Source organism: Paenarthrobacter sp. TE4293 (assembly GCF_050435325.1).
In the GTDB taxonomy this organism is placed as follows: domain Bacteria; phylum Actinomycetota; class Actinomycetes; order Actinomycetales; family Micrococcaceae; genus Arthrobacter; species Arthrobacter nitroguajacolicus_C.
This window is the reverse complement of sequence record NZ_JBNJRY010000012.1, coordinates 83,494-109,685: the sequence shown is the minus strand read 5'-3', so window position 1 is coordinate 109,685 and position 26,192 is coordinate 83,494. Positions and strand designations below refer to the sequence as shown.

General features: G+C 63.5%; 24 protein-coding genes. 17 read left to right on the top strand and 7 right to left on the bottom strand.

Going from position 1 to position 26,192, the window contains the following annotated elements; all coding sequences use genetic code 11:
- Window positions 1-7: 7 nt before the first annotated feature.
- Complete coding sequence (locus QF015_RS20590; protein ID WP_310203713.1) at window positions 8-784, top strand: cyclase family protein; 777 nt, start codon at window positions 8-10, stop codon at window positions 782-784.
- Entirely contained in the window at window positions 781-2,457 is a 1,677-nt protein-coding gene (locus QF015_RS20585) for a thiamine pyrophosphate-binding protein (RefSeq protein WP_429390592.1), read from the top strand. The genes QF015_RS20590 and QF015_RS20585 overlap by 4 nt, the downstream gene beginning before the upstream one ends.
- Window positions 2,458-2,493: 36 nt before the next feature.
- On the opposite strand, the gene QF015_RS20580 is transcribed toward QF015_RS20585, so the two are convergent.
- Genes QF015_RS20580 through QF015_RS20570 form a run of 3 tightly spaced genes read right to left on the bottom strand, consistent with a single transcriptional unit; the run spans window position 2,494 to window position 5,977 of the window.
- On the bottom strand, window positions 2,494-3,528 hold the full coding sequence (locus tag QF015_RS20580) for a LacI family DNA-binding transcriptional regulator (RefSeq protein WP_429390591.1): 1,035 nt from the start codon (window positions 3,526-3,528) through the stop codon (window positions 2,494-2,496).
- On the bottom strand, window positions 3,525-5,105 hold the full coding sequence (locus tag QF015_RS20575) for a glycoside hydrolase family 43 protein (RefSeq protein WP_310203721.1): 1,581 nt from the start codon (window positions 5,103-5,105) through the stop codon (window positions 3,525-3,527). The genes QF015_RS20580 and QF015_RS20575 overlap by 4 nt, the downstream gene beginning before the upstream one ends.
- 5 nt (window positions 5,106-5,110) lie before the next feature.
- The gene (locus QF015_RS20570) at window positions 5,111-5,977 is read right to left on the bottom strand and encodes a PmoA family protein (RefSeq protein ID WP_429390590.1); all 867 of its coding nucleotides are present in this window, start codon (window positions 5,975-5,977) and stop codon (window positions 5,111-5,113) included.
- Window positions 5,978-6,276: 299 nt separating this feature from the next.
- On the opposite strand from QF015_RS20570, the gene QF015_RS20565 reads away from it, so the two are divergent.
- The 7 genes from QF015_RS20565 to QF015_RS20535 all read left to right on the top strand — a co-directional run bounded on the left by QF015_RS20565 (window position 6,277) and on the right by QF015_RS20535 (window position 14,820).
- Entirely contained in the window at window positions 6,277-7,587 is a 1,311-nt protein-coding gene (locus QF015_RS20565; protein WP_429390589.1) for an ABC transporter substrate-binding protein, read from the top strand.
- 33 nt (window positions 7,588-7,620) lie between these two features.
- Window positions 7,621-8,568 carry a carbohydrate ABC transporter permease gene (locus tag QF015_RS20560; RefSeq protein ID WP_429390588.1) on the top strand — a complete coding sequence of 316 codons (948 nt, stop codon included), beginning with the start codon at window positions 7,621-7,623 and terminating at the stop codon, window positions 8,566-8,568.
- 8 nt (window positions 8,569-8,576) lie between these two features.
- A complete protein-coding gene (locus tag QF015_RS20555) occupies window positions 8,577-9,473 on the top strand; it encodes a carbohydrate ABC transporter permease (protein WP_310203733.1) in 897 nt (298 codons plus the stop codon).
- 49 nt (window positions 9,474-9,522) lie between these two features.
- On the top strand, window positions 9,523-11,505 hold the full coding sequence (locus QF015_RS20550; RefSeq protein ID WP_429390587.1) for a pectinesterase family protein: 1,983 nt from the start codon (window positions 9,523-9,525) through the stop codon (window positions 11,503-11,505).
- A 1-nt stretch (window position 11,506) separates the two neighbouring features.
- Window positions 11,507-12,952: a pectinesterase family protein gene (locus tag QF015_RS20545; protein WP_429390586.1), complete on the top strand. Its 1,446-nt coding sequence runs from the start codon at window positions 11,507-11,509 to the stop codon at window positions 12,950-12,952.
- 84 nt (window positions 12,953-13,036) lie between these two features.
- A complete protein-coding gene (locus tag QF015_RS20540; protein ID WP_310203742.1) occupies window positions 13,037-14,182 on the top strand; it encodes a zinc-dependent alcohol dehydrogenase in 1,146 nt (381 codons plus the stop codon).
- 56 nt (window positions 14,183-14,238) lie between these two features.
- Entirely contained in the window at window positions 14,239-14,820 is a 582-nt protein-coding gene (locus QF015_RS20535) for a hypothetical protein (protein WP_310203746.1), read from the top strand.
- A 78-nt stretch (window positions 14,821-14,898) separates the two neighbouring features.
- On the opposite strand, the gene QF015_RS20530 is transcribed toward QF015_RS20535, so the two are convergent.
- Window positions 14,899-15,330: a universal stress protein gene (locus QF015_RS20530; RefSeq protein WP_310203748.1), complete on the bottom strand. Its 432-nt coding sequence runs from the start codon at window positions 15,328-15,330 to the stop codon at window positions 14,899-14,901.
- Window positions 15,331-15,492: 162 nt separating this feature from the next.
- Here QF015_RS20530 and QF015_RS20525 point away from each other — a divergent pair, with 162 nt between their 5' ends.
- Both QF015_RS20525 and QF015_RS20520 read left to right on the top strand, forming a co-directional pair.
- Window positions 15,493-16,299: an SDR family oxidoreductase gene (locus tag QF015_RS20525; RefSeq protein ID WP_429390585.1), complete on the top strand. Its 807-nt coding sequence runs from the start codon at window positions 15,493-15,495 to the stop codon at window positions 16,297-16,299.
- Window positions 16,300-16,407: 108 nt separating this feature from the next.
- Window positions 16,408-16,617: a dodecin gene (locus tag QF015_RS20520; protein WP_011773002.1), complete on the top strand. Its 210-nt coding sequence runs from the start codon at window positions 16,408-16,410 to the stop codon at window positions 16,615-16,617.
- A 53-nt stretch (window positions 16,618-16,670) separates the two neighbouring features.
- Here the strand turns inward: QF015_RS20520 and QF015_RS20515 are convergent, their stop codons facing one another.
- Window positions 16,671-17,549, bottom strand: a complete 879-nt coding sequence (locus tag QF015_RS20515; RefSeq protein ID WP_429390584.1) for a helix-turn-helix transcriptional regulator — start codon at window positions 17,547-17,549, stop codon at window positions 16,671-16,673.
- A 186-nt stretch (window positions 17,550-17,735) separates the two neighbouring features.
- On the opposite strand from QF015_RS20515, the gene QF015_RS20510 reads away from it, so the two are divergent.
- From QF015_RS20510 to QF015_RS20490, 5 genes are all read left to right on the top strand, one after another.
- Window positions 17,736-18,557 (top strand): aldo/keto reductase, encoded by an 822-nt coding sequence (locus QF015_RS20510; RefSeq protein WP_429390583.1) that lies wholly within the window; start codon window positions 17,736-17,738, stop codon window positions 18,555-18,557.
- A 26-nt stretch (window positions 18,558-18,583) separates the two neighbouring features.
- Window positions 18,584-19,555 carry an aldo/keto reductase gene (locus tag QF015_RS20505; protein ID WP_310203764.1) on the top strand — a complete coding sequence of 324 codons (972 nt, stop codon included), beginning with the start codon at window positions 18,584-18,586 and terminating at the stop codon, window positions 19,553-19,555.
- Window positions 19,549-20,589 (top strand): NAD-dependent epimerase/dehydratase family protein, encoded by a 1,041-nt coding sequence (locus QF015_RS20500; protein WP_310203767.1) that lies wholly within the window; start codon window positions 19,549-19,551, stop codon window positions 20,587-20,589. Before QF015_RS20505 ends, QF015_RS20500 begins: the two co-directional genes overlap by 7 nt.
- Window positions 20,590-20,650: 61 nt before the next feature.
- Window positions 20,651-21,481: an aldo/keto reductase gene (locus tag QF015_RS20495; RefSeq protein WP_310203770.1), complete on the top strand. Its 831-nt coding sequence runs from the start codon at window positions 20,651-20,653 to the stop codon at window positions 21,479-21,481.
- Window positions 21,482-21,484: 3 nt separating this feature from the next.
- Window positions 21,485-22,534, top strand: coding sequence for a lactonase family protein (locus tag QF015_RS20490; RefSeq protein ID WP_429390582.1), 1,050 nt, complete (start codon window positions 21,485-21,487; stop codon window positions 22,532-22,534).
- Between the two features lie 74 nt (window positions 22,535-22,608).
- On the opposite strand, the gene QF015_RS20485 is transcribed toward QF015_RS20490, so the two are convergent.
- On the bottom strand, window positions 22,609-22,839 hold the full coding sequence (locus tag QF015_RS20485) for a hypothetical protein (RefSeq protein ID WP_310203773.1): 231 nt from the start codon (window positions 22,837-22,839) through the stop codon (window positions 22,609-22,611).
- A complete protein-coding gene (locus tag QF015_RS20480; RefSeq protein WP_310203776.1) occupies window positions 22,836-23,033 on the bottom strand; it encodes a hypothetical protein in 198 nt (65 codons plus the stop codon). The genes QF015_RS20485 and QF015_RS20480 overlap by 4 nt, the downstream gene beginning before the upstream one ends.
- A 307-nt stretch (window positions 23,034-23,340) precedes the next feature.
- On the opposite strand from QF015_RS20480, the gene QF015_RS20475 reads away from it, so the two are divergent.
- On the top strand, window positions 23,341-26,133 hold the full coding sequence (locus QF015_RS20475; RefSeq protein WP_429390581.1) for an alpha-amylase family glycosyl hydrolase: 2,793 nt from the start codon (window positions 23,341-23,343) through the stop codon (window positions 26,131-26,133).
- Window positions 26,134-26,192: the final 59 nt, after the last annotated feature.

Sequence of the window (26,192 nt, the reverse complement as noted above, 5' to 3'; positions counted from 1 at the left end):
GAGAACAATGTCTGTTCTGGCCGGGCTCACTACAGCCCTTTCGAACGGCTCGGTGGAGATCATCGATCTCACCACGCCCCTGAGTTCCGAGACCCCCATCCTGAACCTGCCCCAGCCGTTCGCGAATACGGTGGGTTTGTCGGTCTCGCCGGTGAGTAATTTCGACGACGCCGGCCCGGCCTGGGCGTGGAACGACGTCACCGTAGGCGAACACGCCGGGACGCACCTGGACGCTCCCGTCCACTGGATCACGGGCAAGGACGGCAAGTCCGTGGACCAGATCGAACCCCACCGCCTGGTGGGCCCCCTCGCGGTGATGGATAAGACCACAGAGGCTTCGGCGGACCCGGACTTCCTGCTGGAGCCCGAGCACTTTGAGCAGTGGCAGGAACAGCACGGGGCTTTCCCGGAGAACTGCTGGGTCATCTTCCGGACGGGCTGGTCGGCCCACGGCACGGATGCTGCAGCTTTCGTCAACGCGGACGACGCCGGCCCCCACACTCCCGGCGTCTCTGCGGCAGGTGCCAAGTGGCTCGCCAGCAACACCTCGATCAGCGGGTTCGGTGTTGAAACCGTGGGTATCGACGCCGGCCAGGCCGGTGCACTGGACCCGATGTTCCCGGTGCATTCGTTCCTGCTGGGCGCGGACAAGTACGGCGTGACCTCGCTGCGGAACGTGGACCGGCTTCCGGTCACAGGCGCCACGCTGGTGGTCGCGCCGCTGCCTATCGTCGGTGGCACGGGCAGCCCCAGCCGAGTGTACGCCTTGGTGGAGCGCGCATGACCGGGCAGGCCCGGGTTTCCGAGCTGGTCGGCAGGACGCTGGCGAAGCTCGGCGTGGGGCATGTTTTCGGGGTGGTGGGCAGCGGAAACTTCGATGTCACCGGCACGCTCATGGCCGAAGGAATCCCGTTCACCGCCGCACGGCACGAAGGCGGCGCCGCGACCATGGCGGACGCTTACTCCCGAATGTCCGGCAAAGTGGGTGTCGTGACCACGCATCAGGGCTGCGGGCTCAGCAACGCCATCACCGGAATCGGAGAGGCCGCGAAAAGCCGAACCCCGATGATCGTGCTGACCGCGGACACCCAGGCAGCGGCGATCCGATCCAACTTCATGATCGACCAGGATGGGCTGGCCCGCAGTGTCGGGGCCGTAGCGGAGCGGATCCACTCCCCCGCCACAGCCGTCGCGGACACCCTCCGGGCCTTCCGGACCGCAGTGAACGAGCGCCGCACCGTGGTCCTGAGCCTGCCGCTGGACATCCAAAGTGCCACGGCCGCGGACGAGGCGGGCGCCGTCGTCGTGCCTGAACCGCTGAAGGTTCGCCCGGCCGCCACCGGAGCGGAGCACCTGGCCGCCCTCATTGCCACAGCGGAACGTCCTGTCTTCGTCACCGGGCGTGGCGGACGCGGTGCCCGGGACGAAATCCTGGACTTGGCGCATCATGCCGGCGCGCTGGTGGCGACCTCCGCGGTGGCGAACGGGCTGTTCAACGGCGACTCCCACAACCTGGGCATTTCGGGCGGCTTTTCATCACCGCTCACTGCGGAGTTCATCAGCGGCGCGGACCTGATCGTCGGGTGGGGTTGCGCGCTGAACATGTGGACCATGCGGCACGGCAGGCTGATATCCGCCGGCACCACAGTGGTGCAGGTCGACGTCGAGGATTCCGCGCTGGGCGCCAACCGGCCCATTACGTTGGGCGTCCTGGGCGACTCGGCGCTGACGGCCAAGGATGTCTTGGACGCTCTGCGGGGTGTCCAGCCGGAGCCGGCCGAAAAGTACCGCACCGAAGCCAACGCATTGGCCATTAAACACAAGGCGCGTTGGCGGGACGTGGACACCGAAGACCTGTCCACGGCAACTTCCATCGACCCGCGGGTCCTTACCCGCGAACTCGACACCCTGCTCCCGGCGGAGCGGATTGTGGCCATCGATTCCGGCAACTTCATGGGCTACCCCAGCCAGTACCTCGCCGTGCCGGATGAGTTCGGGTTCTGCTTCACCCAGGCATTCCAGGCGATCGGACTGGGGCTCTACACAGCCATCGGAGCCGCGCTTGCCCAGCCGCACCGTTTGCCGGTGCTGGGCGCGGGTGACGGCGGATTCCTCATGGGGATCAGCGAGCTGGAGACCGCCGCGAGGCTAAAACTGCCGCTGGTGTGCATCGTCTACAACGATGCCGCGTACGGAGCCGAAGTGCACCACTTCGCTCCGCAGCATTCCGAAGCCGAACTGGCCAGCGTGGTTTTCCCGGAGACAGACATTGCCGCCATCGCCCGCGGGTTTGGCGCCGATGGAGTCACCGTCCGGACCCTCGCCGACCTCGACGCCGTCCGACCGTGGGTCGCTGCCTACGAAGCCGGGACACAAGACCGTCCGTTGGTGATCGACGCCAAAATCGCCTCCGACGGCGGCTCATGGTGGCTGGCGGAGGCATTCCAGGGCCATTAGGGCCGGGGCTGCCCGACCAGGCCCGGGGCTGCCCAGCTAGTCGCGGGGTGGGGCGGTGCTTTCGCGCACCACCAGCTCCGTGGCGACCTCGAGGGCACTGGACGAACCAAGGCCCGGCTGCTCGATCTGCTCAGCGAGCATGCCCACGGCCATCGACGCCAGCTGGGCCAGCGGTTGCCTAACCGTGGTGAGCGGCGGGGACGTCAGGGCCGCCTGGGCGATGTCGTCGAAGCCTACAACGCTGAGGTCGTCGGGGATCTTCAGGGAACGCTGAGCTGCGGCGTTCATGACACCCAGGGCCTGGAGGTCGCTGCCGGTGAAGATTGCTGTCGGCCGCTCGGGCAGGTCCAGAAGCTCCCCACCCAGGCGAAGGCCCGACTCGATGCTGAAGTCGCCGTCGCGCACGAAGTCGGAAAGGACCGGGAGACCGGCTTCGTGCAGCGCAGCAGCATAGGCCGCGTAACGGGCCCGGCCGTGGCCGGGGCTGTGCACGCGGCCGGTGATGATGCCAATGCGTTGGTGCCCCAGCCCGAGCAGATGGGAGACCGCGCCCAGGGCTCCGGAGAACGACGCCGGGCTGACGCTGGGTATCTGCAGCCCCTCCGACCCCTCGGGGTCGATGGCGACAGCTGGAATGTTCAGGGCTCGCGTCTGGGCAACCAGAGCTGATCCCTGGCGCGGGGCAAGGAGCATCACACCATCGAGGCGGTTGCTGGAAGGCTCCCGAAGCTTCTGCCAGTTCTCCGCAGTGGCGTTTACGGCCCGCGTGTAGGCCACCGTGTAGCCCAACCTGGCCGCCGCAGCTTCCACTCCCTCCATGGTTTCCAGGACCCACGGCGAATCGAAGTTGTTCACCACCAATTGCAGCAGCCCAGGCTCCGAGGGCGTGTTCCGTTTGGTGTAGTCGAGCTCCTCCAACGCCTGCTGCACACGGGCGCGGGTGGCTTCAGAAACGTGGGAACGGCCGTTCAGCACCTTGGAAACAGTGGGCACGGAGACGCCCGCAACCGCAGCCACATCTGCAATCCTGGGGCGCGGAGTGGCGGTCAACGGTGCGGTCCTTGAACTCATGGGGAAACTGAAGCGGCAATGCGCGGGGCCGTTGACCGGCGGACCGGCGCAGTTTCGACCCGCACGGGTCCAACGATAACACTGCCGCTTTCGCGCGAACCCAAGGGCGACGCCGTGAAAATTCCCAGCTCAGCCCCGATCCAGCGTCCCTCCACCACCTCGAAATCCCACAGGGGAATCTGCCATGGATCCGTGGGGCCCACCCGCCAGGCAAACGTTGCCCGCGGCGTCTCATCTGTCCGGATCTGTAGTTCGATCCTCGGCCCCGGTAGGTCCACGGCACGCCCCACGGGCAGTTCCTGCGGACCTTCGCTGCCGGTGCCGCTGCCCAGGACGTACCCGTCACCCGTGCGCACGATGCCCAGCCAGGCGTAGCGCTGGCCAAGAATCACGACGCCGGCCCGGGTGCCGGCCGGGACATCGTCCAGTTCCAGCGTGGTGGTGAAGGTGGACGGAACGCCGGGGAGGATCTGGCCCAGGACGTTGGGGAGTTCGCGGAGATTGATGGGATCGTTGGCCTGCGGACGCAGGACCAGGTGCCCTCCTCCACAGGTGGACAACCATTCCTTGCGGGGGTTGGCCTGCCAATGCCACTGCGGCCCCAGGCCAGGGGAGGTGAAATTGTCGCTGGTGGGTGGGGCCACGTCCTCGGGCGAAGTACCCGCCGGATAGGGGTGCGTCGCCACAGGGGTTCCCGGTCCGCCGTCGTCCGCTGGTTTGCCCATCCATGGCCAGCCGTCCGCGTCCCAGCCCATGGGCTGGAGGTGGACCACGCGGCCGTAGGCGCCGCGGTCCTGGAAGTGCAGGAACCAGTCCTGCCCCTCGGGCGTGGTGACCCAGGCTCCCTGGTGCGGGCCGTTGACGGGCGAATCGCCCTGTTCCAGTACCCGCCGTTCCTCGTATGGCCCGAACGGGGAACGCGAGCGGAAGACCGACTGCCATCCAGTGGCCACCCCACCGGCCGGCGCGAAAATCCAGTACCAGCCGTCACGTTTGTAGAACTTGGGCCCCTCCAGCGTGGTGAAGCCGGGCAGGTCTTCGCCGTTGATGACGTGGGTTCCGTGATCCAGCAACCGTGTCGCGTCCGGGCTCATCCGGTGGACGGTCAGCCGGTTCTTCACCCCGATGCGGCTTTTCGCCCAGCCGTGCACCAGGTAGGCCTGCCCGTCCTCGTCCCACAACGGGCAGGGATCGATGAGGCCGCGGCCCGCATACAAAAGGTGCGGCGCACTCCACGGACCCTCAGCCTTCTCGGCGCTCAGCACAAAAATGCCGTGGTCCGGGTCCGGGTAGAAGATCCAGAACTTGCCGTCGTGATGGCGCAGCGAGGGAGCCCAGACTCCGCTTCCGTGGCGCACCAGCGAATAGTGGCCATGCTGCGGCAGTTCAGCGAGGGCGTGCCCGGCGTGCTCCCAGTCCACCAGGTTCCTGGAGCGAAGCACCGGCAGGCCCGGGGCGCGGTTGAAGCTGGAAGCAATAAGGTAATACACCCCGTCGACCTGGACCGCATCCGGGTCCGGCCAGTCACCGTTGAGGATGGGGTTGGTGTATTCGGGAAGGCGGGGTCGATGTCCCATGGCTGTCATGTCGTCCTGTCGGGAGAGTTGCTGAAGTGAAAGTGCTGGTGAAGGAGTTCTTCGGCGTGCTGGCTGGTGTCCACCTTGCCGTCGTGGATCACTGCGTGGAGGCTGAGCGTGAGCGGCTTGCGCCGGTCGGCCAGGGCTGGGCTGTCCCACGCAACGGCAGGTCCGGCACCCACATAGCCTTCGGTGCGGATGAACCAGGGACGCACGTGTTCGGGATCCTGGGCGAGGACGACGCTGACGCCCTGGCCTTGCTGCCGGGTGCCCACCATGAGCCACGGGGACAGCGAACCGTGCGCTGCCTCCACGCCTGCCCCGTCCGTGCACAGCACGTGTGCGGGGCTGTCGCCTGCGGCAAAACGCCAGAAGATACCGCCGTAAGCGGCCCCTGCGCGGCCCTTGACGGCCGACGACGACACGGACAGTTGCTGCACGTCACCGGCGGGGCGGATCACTGAGTTAAAGGAGAAGCTCCACGTGGCCGGGGCGGGGTGTAGTTGATATGTGTAGCTCCGGCGTTCGCCCGCCAGCTGCTGACCACCGGAGGAGAACCAGTCGACGTCGGCTTCCGCGATTCCGTCGTGATGTTCCCACGCCGAGGCAACCTGGCGCCCGTGATTCGGGAGGACCACGGGGCCTTGGCGGGTGTACGTGGATCCGCCCCAGAAATTGGTGCCGTTCACATCCGAGAAAGCCAGTGACAGCCCCAGATGGTGCGGGTGGTCCGATGGCGCGGCCTCGGTGAGGACCGCCCCGCCCAGTGTCCGGACGGGATGCAGGTAGGGCCTTGGCGCCAGATGGGTGGCCAGGTCATCGCCGGGATTCTCCTGGACCACCTCGGCTCCCCTGAGGTGGAAGCTGCCCATTCGGCCTCCTTCGGACGGGTTGGCTGGGTGTGGGATCAGCATAAACATGACGGAAAGACTTCGGCAACACCATAAGAAAGTTTCTTTTAATAATTTCGAACCAGAATGCAATGACGTGTTGACAGTCACAGTAGTTCCTTGCTAGAAATCGTTTACTCACTACTTTTTCACCCTCAAAGAATGCTCAATCCTCGGCGCAGACCGCACATATCAGGTTCTGTTGGGCAGAAACTTTCTGCTTGGATCAGCCGGCCACCGCATCGACCCTCCTCACAGGGCACCCAGAAAGGCGTCATTCAATGAAGAAGACAGCAAACACTCCTATCCCGCGCAGGACGGTGCTGGGCGCCGCCGTAATCGCGGCCGGCCTGGCCCTCAGCGGCTGCGGAGGAGGTGGCGCCGCACCGTCGGGCAACGGCGGCAACGTTGAGTTGAACTTCGTGTTCTGGGGCGATGCCAACCGCGCCAAAATGACGGAAGCGGCCCTGCGGATCTTTGAAAAGAAGAACCCGGGCATCACCGTCAAGACCGAATACCAGGACAGCGGACCCTACGCCGACAAGCTGGCCACGCGTTTCGCGGGCGGCAACCCGCCGGACGTCCTGGCCATGGCCAACCGCAGTCTCTTGGAGTACGCCCAACGCGGGACCTTGGCGGACCTCAAGTCATTCCCCGAACTGAACCTGGACAAGGTTCCCGACACCACCCTCAGCCGCGGCGAGGTGGACGGAAAGCTGTACGGCCTCGCCACCGGCGTCACCACCATCGGCATGGTGGTGAACAAGACCATTACGGACCAGGCCGGCGTCACCATCCCGGATGACAAGACCTGGAGCTGGGAGGACTACGCCAAGTTCGCTACCGAAGTCACGGAGAAGACCGGCGGAAAAGTCTACGGAGCAGGGTACGACGTCTCCACGGAAACGGGCCCCATCATGCTCGCCCGTCAACGCGGCGAGGACTTCTACACCAAGGACAACAAACTCGGTGTCAGCGAGAAGACCATCGAGGACTGGTTCCAGTACAGCGTGGATCTCCGTAAGGCCGGCGGCTATCCGCCGGCGGGGTTCTTCGAGCAGATCGGCGGGTCCCCTGCCCAGTCATACCTGGCAAAGGGAACGGTTGCCTCCCAGATCATCCCCATCAACAACTTCAGGGGCTACAACGAGGCAGTTGAAGGCGAGGTGGTCCTGCTGCGCATTCCGGGCGAAACCACCGGCGAGCGCCGTGGTTATTCCGCTGATCCCACCATGTTGTGGTCCATCGCTGCCAAATCCAAGCACCCCAAGGAAGCCGCCAAGTTGGTGGACTTCCTGACCAATGACGCCGAGGGCGCTGCCGAAGTCCTCACCCAGCGCGGTGTTCCCATCAATCCCGAGGTGGCGGATGCCATCACACCCAAGTTGAGTGCCGATGACAAGACGTTCGTGGATCTGATGGCCGCCATCCAGAAGGACGATCTTCCTGCCGCGTACGTCTACCCGAAGGGCGCCAGCGTTGTGGCCGACACGCTCAAACAGCTGACCACCGAAGTGGAGTTCGGCCGTGTCAGTCCCGCCGATGCCGCGAAGACCTTCATGGAGAAGAGCAATGCAGCCATCAACAAGTAAGTCCGGACCTGCTCCTGAGAGGACCGTGGCATCATGTCAGTTCTGACCAAGCAGCCTCCCGGCGCCGCTGCTGCTGCGACAACGGACGGCAAGCCACGCATCCGCCCTGCCCGGCGCAGAAAGCAGCGCTCAGGGTATCTGTTCCTGCTCCCTTGGTTCCTGGGGATGCTGTTCACCATCATTCCGTTCTTCGCCTCCCTGTACCTGGCCTTCACGGACTACAACCTCTTCACCGAGCCCAACTTTGTGGGTTTGGCGAACTTCCAGGCGATGTTCGAGGATCCGCGGCTCCTTCAATCCCTGAAGGTCACCGTCATTTACACTTTCGTGTCGGTTCCGATCTCCTTGGCTGTTGCCTTGCTGGTGGCGTTGGTGTTGAACCGCGGGCTGCAAGGCCTCTCGATCTACCGCTCCGTGTACTACCTGCCCTCCTTGCTGGGTGGGAGCGTGGCCATCGTGATGCTGTGGCGCTACATCTTCGGCAATGACGGCATCGTCAACGGGTTCCTGGGCCTGTTCGGCATCCAGGGGCCGGCATGGGTGACCGACCCCCAGTTCTCACTGAGCACCCTCATTGTGCTGAACGTGTGGACCTTCGGCTCGCCCATGGTCATCTTCCTCGCCGGCCTGCGGCAGGTCCCGGGGATGTACTACGAGGCAGCGTCCATTGACGGCGCCTCCAAGTGGCGGCAGTTCCGGAGCATCACCTTGCCCCTGATCAGCCCCATCATCTTCTTCAACCTCATCATGCAGCTCATTGGCTCCTTCCAGACCTTCACCCAGGGCTACGTGATGAGCGGCGGTACAGGCGGCCCGGCAGATTCCACACTGTCCTACAACCTGTACCTCTACCAAAAGGGCTTTACCGAGTTCGAGATGGGGTATGCCTCGGCCATGGCCTGGCTGCTGTTGATGATCATCGCGATTTTCACCGCCATCAATTTCATCGCATCCAAGTTCTGGGTCTTCTACGACAATTAAGGCACCTCATGGCACTCCTTGATCTACCTCTCAAGCGCAAGCCGGCCAAGCAGGAACAGCCCGAAGATGCCTTGACGGGCACACCGGCCACCCGCTTCTCGCGGCACCTGGTTCTCTGCCTGGTGGGGCTGGTAATGCTGTATCCCCTGCTCTGGCTGATCTCCAGTTCGCTGAAGCCCAGCAACGATATTTTCCGCCAACTGGGGTTGTGGCCGGAGAACTGGGACTTCTCCAACTATGCACAGGGCTGGACTGCCCTGGACCAGCCCTTCCACGTGTATCTGATCAACTCGATGATCGTTGTGGTCTTCTCGATTGTGGGCAACATCTTCTCCTGCGCGCTGGCGGCGTACGCCTTTGCCCGGATGGAGTTCACCGGCCGGAAACTGTTCTTCGCCCTCATGCTGGGGACACTGATGCTGCCAGGCCATGTGCTGCTGGTCCCGCAGTACATCATCTTCTCGCAGCTGGGCTGGCTGGACACGTACTTGCCTCTCATCGTTCCCAACTTCATGGCCACCAATGCCTTCTTCATCTTCCTGATGGTCCAGTTCATGAAATCCCTCCCGAAGGAACTCGACGACGCCGCCCAGATCGACGGGTGCGGCCCCTTCCGGACTTTCATCCGGGTGATCCTCCCGCTCTGTGTTCCGGCCATGGCAACCACGGCGATCTTCACGTTCATTTCCACGTGGAACGAATTCTTCGGACCGCTGCTCTACATCCAGAACCAGGATCTCTACACCGTTCCCCTGGCCCTGCGTGCGTTCATGGACTCCGAAGGCCAAAGCATGTGGGGTCCCATGTTCGCGATGTCGGTGGTGTCCATTGCCCCGATCATCGGCTTCTTCATCGCGGGGCAAAAATACCTGATCAATGGCATTGCCACCACGGGCCTCAAATAGCCCCGCCCTGACCCGGGCAGCCACAACAGACAAGACAAAGGAGTTTTGCATGCGCTTGCGACGCTTACTCGGCGCGGCCACCGCCGTCGTCATTCTTGGAAGCCTTACCGCTGTGCCCGCACGGGCAGAGCCTGAACACCACGGCACTGAATCCCCGGCCGCCGCAGCGGCCCTGTGGAAGCAGCGCCCCGACGGGTTCGCGTCCCTGCCGGGCAACGGCTTGGACGGGACCACCGGCGGCCAGGCGGGGAGGCACGTAAGCGCTTCTTCGCTGGAAGAGCTGAAAGCTTATGCCGCGGCGGAGGAGCCCTTGGTCATCTTCCTCAAGGGCAGCATCACCGCGCAGGACTACGTCAAGATTCCCGTCACGTCGAACAAGAGCTTCATTGGCTCCGGTGCCGGGGTGGAACTGGTCAACGCCGGTTTCAAGCTCATCAACGTGTCCAACGTGATTTTCCGGAACTTCACGGTCCGCGACTCCTACATTCCCGGCGACTGGGACGGCAAGCGGCCGGACAATGACCGCGACGGGATCCAGCTGGATACCTCGCACCACGTCTGGGTGGATCACATGAAGTTTGAGCGCATGGGCGATGGCATGATCGATACCCGCAAGGATTCGGACTACCTCACCTATTCGTGGAACGTGTTCGCGGATAACAACAAGGCCCTGGGCGTTGGCTGGACCAGCAATGCGGTCACCAAAATGACCATCCACCACAACTGGATCCGCAACACTGTCCAGCGCAACTTCAGCCTGGACAACACTGCGGCCGCACACGTCTACAACAACTACCTGCAGGACATCGGCCAGTACGGAATGATGGGCCGGAACGCCGCCAAGGTGGTCCTGGAGGGCAACTACTTCACCGCTGTGGCCGATCCTGTGGTGGCCAAGGACCCCGCCACGGAAATCGTCAACCGTGACAACATCTTCGATGCCACCCGTGGCCGCAAGGACAACATCGGCAGCGCCTTTGACCCCACCCGGTCCTACGCCTACGCCAAGGACGACGCCGCCAAGGTTCCAGGACTGGTCACCTCAGGCGCCGGACCGCGTGAAAGCCAAGCGCCAAGCACGACGACGGACATCACCGTCGCGCTGGACGGCACCGGCGACTTCGGCAGCCTGCAGGCGGCCATCGGCTCGATTCCGGCGGGCAACACCCAACCCCGGACCATCACCATCAAGCCGGGTTTCTACCGGGAAATGGTGAACGTCTGGGCTGACCGGCCAAACGTCACCTTCCAGGGAGCAACGGGCGACCCTTCCGACGTCGTGATTTCCTACGACCTCCCAGCCAACGGCGCCAAGTTCTTCGGCGGGACCTGGGGCGCGGCCGGCAGTGCCACGCTCAACGTCCTGGCCCAGGACACCACCTTCCGCAACCTCACGGTCGAGAACGCCTATGACGAAGCCGCCAACGGCGGAAGCCAGGCCCTCGCTGTCCGTACCGTGGCGGACAAAGTAACGTTCGACAACACGAGGTTCCTCGGAAACCAAGACACCTACCTCGCGGACACCACGGGCCGGGACGCCACAGCCCGCACCTACCTGAAAAACTGCTACATCGAGGGCGACGTGGACTTCCTCTACGGACGGGGCACAGCCGTCTTTGACGGCTGCACCATTCACTCCCTGGACCGCGGCAGCGACGTCAACAACGGGTACATCGTGGCCCCGAGCACCAAGAACTCCAACCCCTACGGCTTCCTGATCGTGAACAGCACCCTCACCTCCGATGCCGCCCCCGGAACGGTCAGTCTGGGACGCCCATGGTTTGCCAGCAGCGATCCCGATGCCCACCCGATGGCCGTCATCCGTGATTCGAACCTTGGCAGCCACATCGCTGTGCAGGGTTGGTCCGACATGAGCGGACATGCTTGGACCGAAGGACGCTTCGCCGAGTACAACAACACGGGACCCGGCGCGTTCACCAACGGGTTCCACCCCCAACTCACGCCCCAGGAAGCCCCGAAGTTCACCAAGGAGACCTTCCTTGGTGACTGGACCCCGGCAGCAGGTGCCTGAGATGGCGAACACAGAACACAGGGGCATCCGACGCCGGACCCTCCTTTCCGCAGGACTCGCTGCAGGCACCTTGGCGTCGGCCGGCCTGTTCACTCCGGCTGCCTCCGCCGTGGCAGCGGAAGGTGCACCATCCGGCGTCGACCCCACGGGGTTCGATGAAGCAGGGCTGCCGATAAACCGCGGGCACGGGGGTGCCTGGACTGAGGCGCCGGAGGGGTTCGCCGGCGTCGGTACCACCGGCGGGGCCGGGGGCAGGCTGGTCCATGCCAGGACGCCTGACGAGCTCCGCGGGTTCGCCAAGAGCGCCGAACCCCTGGTGGTGATCCTGCATGGCGAACTGGTTTTCGCACAGTACGAAAAACTGACGGTGACCTCCAACAAATCCTTCCTCGGCGCGGGTGAAGGGGCAGCGGTGGTCAATGCCGGCTTCAAGCTGGTCAACGTGGCCAACGTTGTGTTCCGCAACTTCACGGTCCGGGACTCCTACATTCCCGGTGACTTTGTGGGGAAACGGCCTGACAATGACAGGGATGGAATCCAGATGGACACCAGCACGCACGTCTGGGTGGACCATATGCATTTCACCCGCTTGGGCGACGGACTGGTGGATATCCGCAAGGACTGCGACAACGTCACACTGTCCTGGAATGTCTTTTCGGACCATAACAAGGCCCTCGGTGAAGGGTGGACCCAGAATGTGGTCACCCGGGTGACGCTGCATCACAACTGGATCCGGAACACCCACCAGCGCAACGCCAGCTTGGACAACACCGCGGCATCGCATGTCTACAACAACTACTTGGAGAACGTCTCCAGCTACGGGATGCTGGGGCGGAACGCAGCCTTGCTGCTGGTGGAGGGAAACTACTTCCGGGACGTCCGCAATCCGCTCCACCACCAAGGGCCGGGCGGTGGGTTGGCGGCCCGCAACAACGTCTTTGACGAGTGCACGGGGAACACCGGCCAGGAACGCGGCGAGTCCTTCCACCCCCCGTACCCCTATGACGTGACCCCCACCAGGGCGGTTCCCGCACTGGTACGTGCCTTCGGCGGGCCTTTGGGAGGGACCGGGCCTGCACTCCGGAAGGTCATCACGGTGGCGCTCGACGGAACCGGCGACTTTGCCAGCATCCGGGCGGCCATTGGCGCGATCCCCGCGAATAATCCAACAGCCGTCACCGTGCTGGTGCAGCCCGGTCTCTATCACGAGCCATCGGTTGTGTGGGGTGACCGTCGCAACATCACCCTGGCCGGCGCTACAGGAAATGCCGCGGATGTGGTCCTGAGCAACAGTGAAGGCGTGACACTCACCGTGGCGGCGGACGGGTCGACGGTGCAGGACCTGACAGTCACGTCCGACACCCCACAGTCCGGCACCGTCCTGCAGGTCGCCGGAAAGGATGTGACCTGTTCCAACGTGACGGTGCTCAACGGCACCTCGGGATAGGAAAAGTAAAGTCTGGACTTTAATAATAAGCACGCTTAGCATTTTTACCGTGTTATCGACAGCTAGCTGTTGGAGGCGGCCACAATGCGAGCGATGGTGTACCGCGGCCCTTACAAGGTCAGGGTCGAAGAAAAAGATATCCCCCGGATTGAGCATCCCAATGACGCCATAGTCCGGGTTACCGGAGCCGCGATCTGCGGCTCAGACCTGCACCTGTATCACGGCATGATGCCGGATACGCGTGTGGGGATGACGTTCGGGCATGAATTCGTGGGAGAGGTCCACGAGGTTGGTTCGTCAGTGGAGAACCTGAATGTGGGAGACCGTGTGATGGTCCCCTTCAATATCTACTGCGGGTCCTGCTACTTCTGCGCCCGCGGACTGTATTCCAACTGCCACAACGTCAACCCGAACGCGACGGCGGTGGGCGGCATTTACGGGTACTCGCACACCACCGGTGGTTACGACGGCGGCCAGGCTGAGTTCGTGCGGGTGCCGTTCGCCGACGTCGGACCCAGCAAAATTCCCGAGTGGATGGATCAGGAAGACGCGGTGATGCTCACCGACGCCCTCCCCACAGGCTACTTCGGGGCCCAACTGGGAGACATCGAACAGGGCGACACCGTGGTGGTTTTCGGTGCGGGACCCGTGGGCCTGTACGCGGCCAAGTCGTCATGGTTGATGGGCGCAGGACGCGTCATCGTCATTGACCACCTTGAGTACCGGCTCGAGAAGGCCAGGGAGTTTGCCCACGCGGAAACGTACAACTTCACCGAATACGACGACATCGTGGTGGAGATGAAGAAGGCCACCGACCATCTCGGTGCGGACGTGGTGATTGACGCCGTCGGAGCCGAGGCCGATGGCAACCTGACCCAACACATCACGTCGTCCAAGTTCAAGTTGCAGGGAGGATCTCCCGTCGCCTTGAACTGGGCCATTGATTCAGTACGCAAAGGCGGGACAGTGTCAGTGGTGGGAGCCTACGGCCCGATGTTCAGTGCGGTGAAATTTGGCGATGCCATGAACAAGGGGCTGACGCTGCGGATGAACCAGTGCCCGGTCAAGAGGCAGTGGCCCCGGCTGTTCGAGCACGTCCGGAACGGCTACTTAAAGCCAAGCGACATCGTCACCCACCGGATTCCGCTGGAACACATTGCCGAGGGCTATCACATCTTCTCGGCGAAGCTGGATGACTGCATCAAGCCGATCGTGACCACAGTCGCCTAAACCCCGGCTGGATCGGGCTTGGCAAGCCGGATCATGTTGAGCAAGGGAGAAACATCATGCCGTACACAGCAGAACGGCCACAGCCTCGGCCGGCACCCGAAGAGTTGCGGGCCAGGATCCCGGGATGGGGAGTGGACCTCGACCCCAAGGACCGCCCGGCGTTCCCCCGCGAGCAGCGCGGGATCTCCACCGGAGCGCATTGGGACTTCCCGGAGCGCCAGGAGGAAAAGTATCCAAGGGAACGCTCCGTTGAGCACAAATTCCTGACACCCGTTTTTGGAACATCAACACCACCCAAGGGCGCCTCAGGTGCCATCAGAAGGTACGCCTACAAATACAGCGAAGGGCGGGCCGCCCATTGGCTGCTCCTGATCGCGGCAGACCGCGTGGACGCGTGGGAGAGCCACCTGCGCTCGTTCGGCACGCTGCACCCGGACAACCCGATTACGGAAACGGGAGTGCTGAGCGAGTTCAAGAATCACGGCTTGGCCTCGCGGCGTGACCGAAAACGTGCGGACACCAAGCACCAGTGGATGGATCCGATCATCGTGGCGGGACCGTGGCTCCTGGTGGGTGCGGGAGTGGTTCTCGCCCTCAAGGGGGTCGCAAAAGCAGCCAGGAAAACCCGTCGACGCTGACCCAACCCCATCCGGGTAGCACAAAGAGGCCGTTTTGAACCCTCAAAACGGCCTCTTCTGCTGGTTGGCTTGGGTGGGTTACGCGTCGACGTCCGTGTTGACGATGTACACGTCGCACGGAGCACCGTGTGCCACGCTGTTGGCGATGCTGCCCAGCACGCGGCCCAGGCCCTTCATGCGCTTGTTGCCGACCACGATCAGCGAGGCGTTGTTGGCCTCTGCGTAGTTGATGAGGGCGTTGGCCGGAGTACCACGGGCCGCGTAGTACTTGACGCTGTTGTTCGGAATATCCAGCTCTTCGGACACCTTGCGGGCAACGTATTCCGCCGAATCGGCGGACGAGACGGTGATGCGGTCGCTGCCGCTGCCGAATTCCTCGATACGGTCATCGGAGAAGCCGCTGATCACGTGCAGTTCGGCACCGAGAGCCGTCGCGAGCTTCGCTGCTGCCACTGCTGCCCGTTTGGCCGTTTCGCTGTTGTCAACGCCGACGACAATAACATCTGACATGAGTACTCCTGGTTGTGGGGATTCACTGGGTGCTGCTGCAAGAAATCTACACTCCATCCCCATCAGCCGGGATGAAGCGTCAGCACCGGGAGTGTTTACGGCTGTGCCGGGCAGGGTAGGGATAAAAGCATCGGAACGATCACACGACCGAAAGGCAGGACCATGAGCGACTCACCATTCTCCCCGCAGACCGCCATCGTCACGGGATCGGATTCAGGCATCGGCCGGGCCACGGCGGTGGCTCTGGCCAAGGCCGGCATGGACGTGGGCATCACATGGCATTCGGATCACCAGGGTGCCGAGGAGACGGCTGAAGAGGTCCGGGGGCTTGGCCGCAAGGCTGTGGTGCAGAACCTGGACACTACGGATATTCAAGGAACGGCCGCCGCCATCGACCAGCTTGCTGACGCACTCGGCGGCGTGGACGTCTTCGTCAACAACTCCGGAACGGGTGACGGCACCAAATTCCTGGACCTCGACTACCAAACCTGGATGTCAACCCTGGACACCAACCTCAACGGGGCCTTTGTCGCCATGCAAACAGCGGCCAAGCGCATGGTGAAGGCGGGTCGTGGTGGGCGGATCATCGCGGTAACGAGCGTGCATGAGTTCCAGCCAAGGGTTGGCGCCTCCGCCTACGATGCCTCAAAGCACGGGCTCGGTGGCCTCATCAAAACCATGGCCTTGGAACTCGCCGAGTATGGAATCACTGCCAACAATGTGGCGCCCGGTGAGATCGCCACTCCCATGACGGGCCAGGAAGACGAGGATCCCACCACGAAGGAGCGCCCTGGAGTGCCGCTGGGACGTCCCGGAGATGCCCGTGAAATCGCAGCCGTCATCGCTTTTCTCGCGTCCCCGGCCTCCAGCTACGTCAACGGCGCTTCGTGGCCCGTGGACGGCGGAATGCTGCAGATGGGACCCCAGGCCGGCTCGCACATCACCAGCAATGACTGGCGCGAAAGCTGACCCTGCACCACCTCTGGCCGCACGGAGATCCGTGGGCTAGTCTGCTTGGACGGCCTGCCTGGCGGGCCTGATTTTCCAGAGATTCGTAAGACGTTGATGAGGAGCACCATGGCTGGCCACACATATAGCGTTTCCGAAATTGTAGGAACTTCCACCGAGGGCGTTGACGACGCGATCAAGAACGGCATCGCAACAGCCTCCCAGACCCTGCGGAACCTGGATTGGTTTGAGGTCAAGGAAATCCGCGGCCACCTTGAGGACGGCGCGGTAGCCGACTGGCAGGTCACCATCAAGCTGGGGTTCCGCCTCGAGCGCTGAAACGCTCTCCGCGAGATGACAGTTATTGCCGATGTTTCAGAGGAACATTGGCATTAACTGTCATCTCGGCGCGCAGGCTCAGGCACCTGGGAGGCGGCGCCCACGTCACCAAAGCTGAGCAGCGTCAAAGCGTCCGACGACGGCGAGCCGGCTTTGGCCGAATAGACCCGCAGGAGCTGGTCGGGATCGTCCGGGAGACCCAGGGTTTCAAAGTTCAGTTCGAGGTCGCCCACCACCGGGTGGTGCAGCCGGACGGTGCCCGCGGATCGCGTGGCGACCCTGTGCCCGGCCCACCACTGACGGAAATGCTCGCTGTGGACGGCCAGTTCTCCCACCAGTTGATTGGTCTGGGGGTCGTTGGGATGCCGGCCCACATCCATGCGCAGGGCACCCACAGCCTCGGCGGCCACGGTCTTCCAATCCCTGAACAGCGCCCCGGCGTCGGGATCCAGGATGATCCAGCGGGTCAGGTTCCGCTCGGGCGCCGGCAACGCCGGGAAATCGGTGAACAGCAAGTGGGCCAGCCGGTTTCCGGCAAGGACATCAGCGCGGCGGCCCAACACCATCGCCGGAACATCTCCGACGGCGTCCAGCAACTGCCGCACGGCAGGCCTGACCTTTTGCACGGGGCCGGGATTGCCTGCCGAGCTGGCGCAGTGCTCCAGCAGGTCCATCATGTGTGCCTGCTCCCCCGCATCGAGGCGCAGGGCACGTGCCACGGAATCAAGGACTGCTTTGGAGGGGTGGATGTTGCGGCCCTGTTCCAGGCGCGTGTAGTAGTCGGTGCTCACACCGGAAAGGCGTGCCACCTCTTCGCGGCGGAGCCCGGGCACCCTGCGCGATCCGCTGGACTCCTGCGCTCCGGCGTCTTCGGGTGAGAGGCGGGCGCGCATGACTTTGAGGAACTTGCCGAACTCTGCGCTTTGACCCATCCGTCTATTCTGCCGGTGCAGATGTGTGAAACACCATCATTCTGGGTAGGACTGCCAGACCTAGGAAAAACAGGATCAGGCTGGGTTGCTGACTCGGCCGCAAAAACTGCATAGGCTCAGTACAGAGCCTCCGAAAACGCTTTCTGGAGAATCGCCACCATCACCATCCCGTCGAAGGAGACCGTCATGCCAGAGCTGATATTGAACAACGGCGTCACCATCCCGCAGCTCGGATTCGGTGTCTTCCAAGTGCCCGCCGAAGAAACACAGAGGGTCGTGGAAGATGCGCTGGAAGCCGGCTACCGCCACATCGACACAGCTGCCGCGTACCGCAACGAGGCAGGGGTAGGCGCCGCCATCGCCGCCTCGGGGATTCCCCGCGATGAACTCTTCATCACCACCAAGCTCCGCAACGGTGAGCAAGGCGCGGCCCCTGACGCATTCCAGCGCAGCCGGGACGCCCTGGGCCTGGATGTCATCGACCTCTACTTGATCCACTGGCCCGTCCCATCCCAGGGTCTCTTCGTTCAGGCGTGGAAAGACATGGAGAAGCTCTACCAGGACAAGCAAATCCGGGCCATCGGCATCTCCAACTTCCTCTCTGATCATGTGGACACGCTGCTCAAGGAAGCGGACGTCGTCCCGGCCGTCAACCAGATCGAGGTCCACCCCACCTTCCAGCAGGGTGAACTGGCAGCAAAGTGCCGCGATCTGGGCATCGCCGTGGAAGCCTACAGCCCCTTGGGGCAGGGCAAGGACCTCAACGCTGAACAGGTGGCGCTGGTAGCCGCTGCACACGGCACCACTCCTGCGCAGGTGATCCTCGCCTGGCACCTGGCGCAGGGAACCATCGTGATCCCCAAATCAGCAGACTCCACCAGGATGCGCGAAAACTTCGGCGCAGCTGACCTCTCCCTGACCGAATCCGAACTGGCAGCCATCACGGCACTGGAGGCGGGCGCCCGCATCGGTTCCGATCCCGCCGTCGCATCTTTCACCCAGCTCTAAACCCCCTAAAGAAGGACCTGACAACCATGCAGTACACGCACCTTGGCCGCTCCGGCCTGAAAGTTTCCCGTCTCTGCCTGGGCACCATGAATTTCGGCCCGCAGACGGACGAAGCAACAGCACATTCGATCATGGACTCCGCGCTGGATTCCGGCATCAACTTCTTTGACACCGCCAACGTCTACGGCGGAGCGGAACACCGCGGCTGGACCGAGGAAATCATCGGCCGCTGGTTCGCGAAGGGCGGCGAGCGCCGCGAACGGACCGTCCTGGCCACGAAGCTGTACGGCACCATGACGGACCGTCCCAACGAATCGAAGCTGTCGGCGCTGAACATCCGCCGCGCACTGGATGCGAGCCTGAAGCGCTTGCAGACGGATTACATCGACGTCTACCAGTTCCACCACATTGACCGCGATACCCCGTGGGATGAGATCTGGCAGGCCATCGAAGTGGCCGTGCAGCAGGGCAAGATCCTCTACTCGGGAAGCAGCAACTTCGCCGGCTGGCATATTGCCCAGGCGCAGGAAGCTGCCCGGAGGCGGAACTACACCGGGCTGGTCAGCGAGCAGTCGATCTATAACCTCTTCAGGCGCGAACTTGAGCTCGAGGTCATTCCATCCGCTCAGCAGTACGGCTTGGGCCTGATTCCGTGGTCGCCATTGCAGGGCGGGCTGCTGGGTGGCGTGCTGAAGAAGGAGGAGCAGGGAGTTCGCCGTGCGGAGGGCCGGGCTTTGGAAACGCTCAAGAAGCACGAGGACCAGATCCGCCAGTACGAGGACTTTGCGGACGAACTCGGCCACGCGCCGGGCGACGTCGCCCTTGCCTGGTTGCTCCACCAGCCCGCTGTGACGGCGCCGATCGTGGGACCCAGGACCCAGGAACAGCTCGATGCCGCCATCAGGGCTCTCGATGTCTCCCTGAACGATGATGCCCTCAAACGGCTCGACGACATCTTCCCGGGCCACCGCCCAGCGCCCGAAGACTACGCATGGTGAGCAGCCTGCTGCCCGACAGCCTCGGAGCGTCGGCGGACACCGTCGCGCCCCGGGACATTTTGTTCATTGGCGGGACGGGGGTCATCAGTGCAGCGGCGGCCGAACGCGCCGTTGCCCTAGGCCACCGGCTGACCATCCTCAACCGGGGACGGTCAGCCGGGCGGCCGGTCCCAGGTGGCGCGGAAGTGCTGCACGCCGACATCCGCGATTCCCAGGCGGTGCGTGAGGTTCTCCAGGGAAGGGAGTTCGACGCCGTTGCAGACTTCATTTCCTTCACACCGGACCAGGCGCTGGCCGGCTTGGATGTGTTCCGCGGGCGGACGGGCCAGTACGTGTTCATCAGTTCCGCTTCGGCGTACCAGAAGCCGCCAACAACGCTCCCGATCCGGGAATCGACCCCTTTGAAGAATCCCTTCTGGCAGTACTCCCGGGACAAGATCGCCTGCGAGGAACTGCTGTTCGAGGCCTATCGGGAGCAGGATTTCCCGGTCACCGTGGTGCGGCCTTCCCATACCTATGACCGCACCAAGATCGCGATGGTGGGCGGCTGGACTGACATCCACCGCATGCGCGCTGGAATGCCGGTCCTGGTTCATGGGGACGGAACCTCGCTCTGGACCCTGACGCACAGCAGGGATTTCGCCAAGGCCTTCGTCGGGCTCCTGGGCCGGCCTCAGGCTGTGGGTGAGAGCTACACCATTACCTCTGACGAGTTCCTGCCGTGGGACCAGATCTACCGCCTGTTCGCGAGGGCGGCCGGCGTTGCGGAACCCGAACTGTTTCACGTCTCGTCCGAGACCATTGCCGCCCACAGCCCTGAACTCGGTCCCAACCTGCTGGGCGACCGCTCCCACTCCGTGGTCTTCGACAACTCCAAGATCAAAGCCCTGGTTCCTGGTTACCGGGCCACCATCCCTTTCGCGGACGGTGCCCGGGAGATCGTCGAATGGCACGACGCCCACCCGGAGCTGCAGGTGGTGAAGGAGGACTACATGGAGTTGACCGACCGGCTCCATGGCTGGTCACGAAGATAGCTGTTGCCAAGCGGCCGGCCACCAGCGTAGAAACAGAGAAACCCAGAGGAGACCAAGGCCCATGACACTTGCCCCACTCATCGAGCTGAACGACGGCTTCAAGATCCCGCAATTGGGCCTCGGCACATGGCCCTTGAATGACGCCGAGGTTGCCGACGCCCTGGTGGCGGCGGTGGAGCATGGCTACCGGCACGTGGACACGGCCAGGAAGTACGGTAATGAGAAGGGCGTCGGCAACGGCATCCGGGCGTGCGGACTGGACCGCAAGGAACTCTTCATCACCACCAAACTCGATGGAGAATTCCAAGGCTCCGGCAAGGCCGTTGATGGGCTGGAAGGGTCGCTGGAGCGGCTCGGCCTGGAATACGTCGACCTGCTGCTGATCCATTGGCCGCTCCCCCGCCGCGGCGAATTCGTGTCCACGTGGAAGACATTCGAGCAACTGCAGGCTTCGGGGAAAGCACGCTCCATCGGCGTCTCCAACTTCAAACCCGCCCACCTTGACCAGCTGTTCCGGGAGACGGAGGTCGTGCCTGCCGTCAACCAGATCCAGGTCAGCCCTTCCATTCCCCGCCCGGCCGCCCGGGCCTACAACGAGCGGCACGGCATCGTCACGGAGTCCTACAGCCCGCTGGGTGCCAGCAGCGATCTGCTCAACGCCCCGGTATTGGCCGGCATTGGCGGAAAGTACGGAAAGACGCCGGGACAGGTGGTGCTGCGATGGCACGTGCAGCAAGGACTGGTGGCCATCCCCAAGACAGCCAATCCGCAACGGATGAAGGAGAACCTGGACGTGTTCGACTTCGAACTGGACCAGGACGACCTCAACAAACTGCAAACCCTCGACGCCGGCCCGGACGCGGGCGTCGACTCGGACGTTCAGGGGCACTGACGCGTGACAACAACAGACACGGACACCCTCATCTGGGTGGGTTCCTACACTGCTGACAGGAATGGCAACGGCGAGGGCATCAGCGCACTCTCGGCGGACTCCGACGGGAAACTCACGGCACGTGGCTTGGCCGTCGCGGCGAACTCGCCCTCGTTCCTCGCACTGCACCCCACCCTCCCGGTGGTCTACGCCGTTGCGGAGGAAGGCAAGACGGTCCGGGCCTATCGCCGGACGGGGGATACGGGTTTGCAGGCCTTCGGTGAGCCTTGGCCGGCGGGCGACGCCACCTGCCATGTCGCCGCGGACCCGCACGGCCGCTTCGTGGTGGCCACCTGTTGGGGCGACGGCCAGGTCATCCTGTACGAACTGGACGACGACGGCGCCCTCACCTCGCGCACCAGCGCTACAGCCGCCGTCGATCCCCACTTCACCGGACCCACGGACGACGAGCGACCCAGCCGCGCGCATTCGAGCCTGATGCTCCCCGACGGACGGGTCATGACCACCGACCTTGGGCATGACCTGGTCCGCGTGTGGAAGTACGTTCCAGCAGAAGGCTTGCAGGCTGACCACCAGGTGGTGCTGCCCAAGGGCTCGGGCCCGCGGCATATGGCACGGCATCACAGCGGGACGGTGTTCGTGGATACCGAGTACTCGGTGGAAGTGGCCGCGGTCCGGATGGAACCGGACGGCACGTACGAGCTCACCGCTGTTGTCCCGGCCAGCATCAACAAGCCGTTCGACGGCGACTCCGGAGCGGAGATCGCGTTGTCACCGGATGGCCGGTTCGCCTACGTGGGAGTCCGGGGTTCAAACCGCATCTGCGTGCTGAAGGTGACCCACGACGGCACTGAAATTGAGCCCCTCGCGGACGTTCCCTGCGGCGGTGACTGGCCACGCCATCATTTGGTCCGCGAAGGCTGGCTGTACGTCGCCAACGAAGGTTCGGGCGACGTCGTGAGCTTCAAACTCGACCCTGAAACCGGTCTTCCGGACGGGCCCGTGGACCGGGTGCCGACAGGCTCACCCAGCGTGTTGGTTCCCGCGGGCTAACTACCGCCGAGGTGGCATTTAATACGTATGATCCGCTCAGACATTGGTATCAAATGCCACCTCGGCGAGTCTTTTTAGACGGACCAGACCTGTACGTCGTCCGTGCCACAGATGAGCTTGCGGCCCGTCGGTTCAAGGATGACCCAGAGCAGTTCCTGGTGCTTCGAGACATCGTCGACGCGGCCGGTTCCGGCACCCCACGCGACGTCATAGATCCACACAGGATCGCCGGAACTGAGCTCGGACCACTCCGCTGCCGGGATATGCCGGTAGTCGGCGGGCCGGTTCAGGATGGAGGTGGTCATGCTGACACTTCCGAGGCCGTACGGCGCCGCCATACGGTAGCCACGCCGTTGTGGGCCGGCAGCAAGTGGCCTTCGGGAAACACCTGGACAGCGTCCGGTTCAGAGTCCGGGCTCCACAGGCCCGACGCCGGGCAGTGGGAACCGGTAGGCATGACACGGGTGGCTCGTTCGCGCAGGAGGGCGATGCTCTTCATCGTTGAAACTCATCCTTGGGAGTAGATCGGGGCACTGCGTGGTGTGAAGCAGATCTCTTCAACCCTATGCAAGTCACAAGGGCTTGGTTATGGACAGATGCATAGCGTTCTGCGGCAGGGCCGTGCAAGCACACAGTGAGATGGGGGCATCCCTTCGGCTAGGGGCCATGCAAGCGCTTCCAACAATTGAACGTCTGGACTTTTCTTCACATCCCGTAACTCATTGATTCTCTGGATTAAGATTCCGCAAGCGCTTACAGTTGTGACTTGTCCCACAGCACCGTCGCTTAGCGGAAGGTTCCATCACTTGTTCTCTCGCAGCTATAGACCCTCCATCCCCCACCAGCGCCGGCCCTTTGGCCGCCTCACCGCCGTCGTCCTCACGACGGCGGCGCTCACCGCCTCCGCGGTTCTGCCCGCGGGTGCCGCTCCGGCCACCAAGACACCTGATCCCGCAGCACAGCACTCCATCCGAGGCGGGGTCAGCGACCAGAACTTCTACTTCGTCATGGCGGACCGCTTCAACAACGGCACCACCACCAACGACGACGGCGGACTGGGTTCCGACCCGATGGTGTCCGGCTTCGACCCCACACGCAAAGGGTTCTTCAACGGCGGTGACCTGAAGGGATTGCAAGACCGCCTGGACTACATTCAAGGGCTCGGAACGAACGCCCTCTGGCTCACTCCGAGTTTCAAGAACAAGGCAGTCCAAGGCGACGGGAGCCTGGAGAACAGTTCCGCCGGTTACCACGGCTACTGGGTCACCGACTTTACGCAGATCGATCCCCACCTGGGCACCAACGCTGAGCTGAAAACACTCATCGATGCCGCCCACGCGCGCGGCATGAAGGTGTACTTCGACATCATCACCAACCACACCGCGGATGTCATCCAGTACCAGGAGACCCAGTCGGCACCCTACATCCCGAAGGAAGCCAAGCCGTACCGCACTGCCACTGGCGAGGCCTTCGATGATCGCGACTACGCAGGGACGCAGGACTTCCCGGCCTTGGATCCCGCGACGTCGTTTCCCTACACGCCCGTGGTCCCGGCCGCCGAGAAGGACGTCAAGGTTCCATCCTGGCTGAACGACCCCACGCTCTATCACAACCGCGGCAACACCAACTTTGCCGGCGAAGACTCCTTGTATGGCGACTTCTTCGGGCTGGACGACCTCTTCACCGAGAACCCGAAAGTGGTGAACGGGATGATGGACGTCTACAAAACCTGGATCCGCGACTTCGGCATCGACGGTTTCCGCATCGACACCATGAAGCACGTCAACGATGAATTCTGGCAGCAATTCGGCCCGCAGGTGCTCAGTTATGCCAGGGAACAGGGCAAGGACGAGTTCTTCATGTTCGGGGAAGTCTTCGACACCTCCAAGAGCATCACCTCCACGTTCACCACCCGGAACAAGATGCAGGCAGTGCTGGACTTCGGCTTTCAAGGCGCGGCCCGCAGCTTCGCATCGCAGGGCAGCAAGGCCACAGGCCTGGCTGATTTCTTCAACGGCGACGACTGGTACACGGACGCCGACTCCAACGTCTACCAACTGCCCACGTTCCTGGGAAACCATGACATGGGCCGCATCGGCACCTTCATCGCCCAGGACAACGTGGGGGCGTCCGACGCTGAACTGGTGGAACGCGACGAGCTGGCCCATGAACTGATGTACTTCTCGCGCGGCAACCCCGTGGTCTACTACGGGGACGAGCAGGGCTTCACGGGGGCCGGCGGTGACCAGGATTCGCGGCAAACGATGTTCGCGAGCAGGGTTCAGGAGTACCTGGATGACGACCTCCTGGGCACCAGTGCCACCCACGCCACGGACAACTTCACCACCGGGCACCCGCTGTACAAGAAGATCGGTGAACTCGCGGCGCTGACGGCCAAGCACCCAACACTCCGCAGCGGCGCCCAGCAGAACCGCTACGCGGCGGACGGTGCCGGGATCTACGCCTTCTCCCGCATCGACGCCAAGGAACAGCGCGAATACATCGTGGCCGTCAACAACAGCGAAACCGCCCAAACCGCGGCGATCCCCACGTATGAAGCCAAGCAACCGTTCAAGTTGGTCTACGGCAACGCTCCCAAGAACGCCAAGACCGATTCCCAGGCGAACCTGGCCGTCACCGTTCCGCCGCTTTCCGCCGTGGTTTACGAAGCGGCGGGGCAACTTGCCAAGTCCAAGGCGGCGCCCGCCGTCGTGCTCGAAAAGCCGGTCACCGCGGCCGGTGACGCGACCCGCCAGAAGGTGACAGCCGACGTCGACGGTAACTCGTTCTACGAAGTCACCTTCCAGGCTCGGACAGCCGGTGGCGCATGGACGCCAATCGGCACGGACGACAACGCGCCCTACCAAGTGTTCCACGACGTCTCGTCCTTGGAGTCCGGCTCCACGGTGGAGTATCGCGCGGTGGTGCTGGACAACCGCGGACAGACGTCGGCGAGTGAGCCGAAGAGCGGAGTGGTGGGCGAGGCCGCACAGCCCGACACTGTCGCCGTGGCCGGCAGCCTCAACACCGAACTGGGCTGCACCGAGGATTGGCAGCCGGGCTGCGAACACGCGCTTATGGGTTACGAGCAGTTGCACCGGTTATGGCAGCTGAACGTCCCCAACCTGCCCGCTGGAACCTATGAGTTCAAGGCCGCTCTCAACGGGAGCTGGGACGAAAACTATGGTGCTGGCGGCGAGCTTGATGGCCCCAACGTGGTGTTCACGCACGCGGGCGGTGCTGTCACGTTCCTGTACGACCAGGCCACGCACGTGATCAGCGCGGCAGTTCCGGGCCAGCAACCGGCCTCAGTGTCCGTGCCGGGGAGCCTGAACTCCGAGCTCGGTTGCGCCGGTGATTGGATGCCGGACTGCGCCCAAGCCCAGTTGTCCCTGGATGCCGCTGACGGGCTCTGGAAGCTTTCCGTGCCCGACCTCGCTGCCGGAAGCTACGAGTTCAAGGCCGCCATTAACGGCTCCTGGGCCGAGAACTATGGCCTGGCCGGAGCCCCCAACGGCAGCAACATCACGCTCAAGCACGACGGCGGGCCGATCACCTTCCGGTACGACCCCGCCAGCCACCTGGTCACCGCCGGGTAACCCAACCGCCGGGTAACCCAACTGCCCGCTCACCCAATTGGGGACAGCACCTGCCGCAA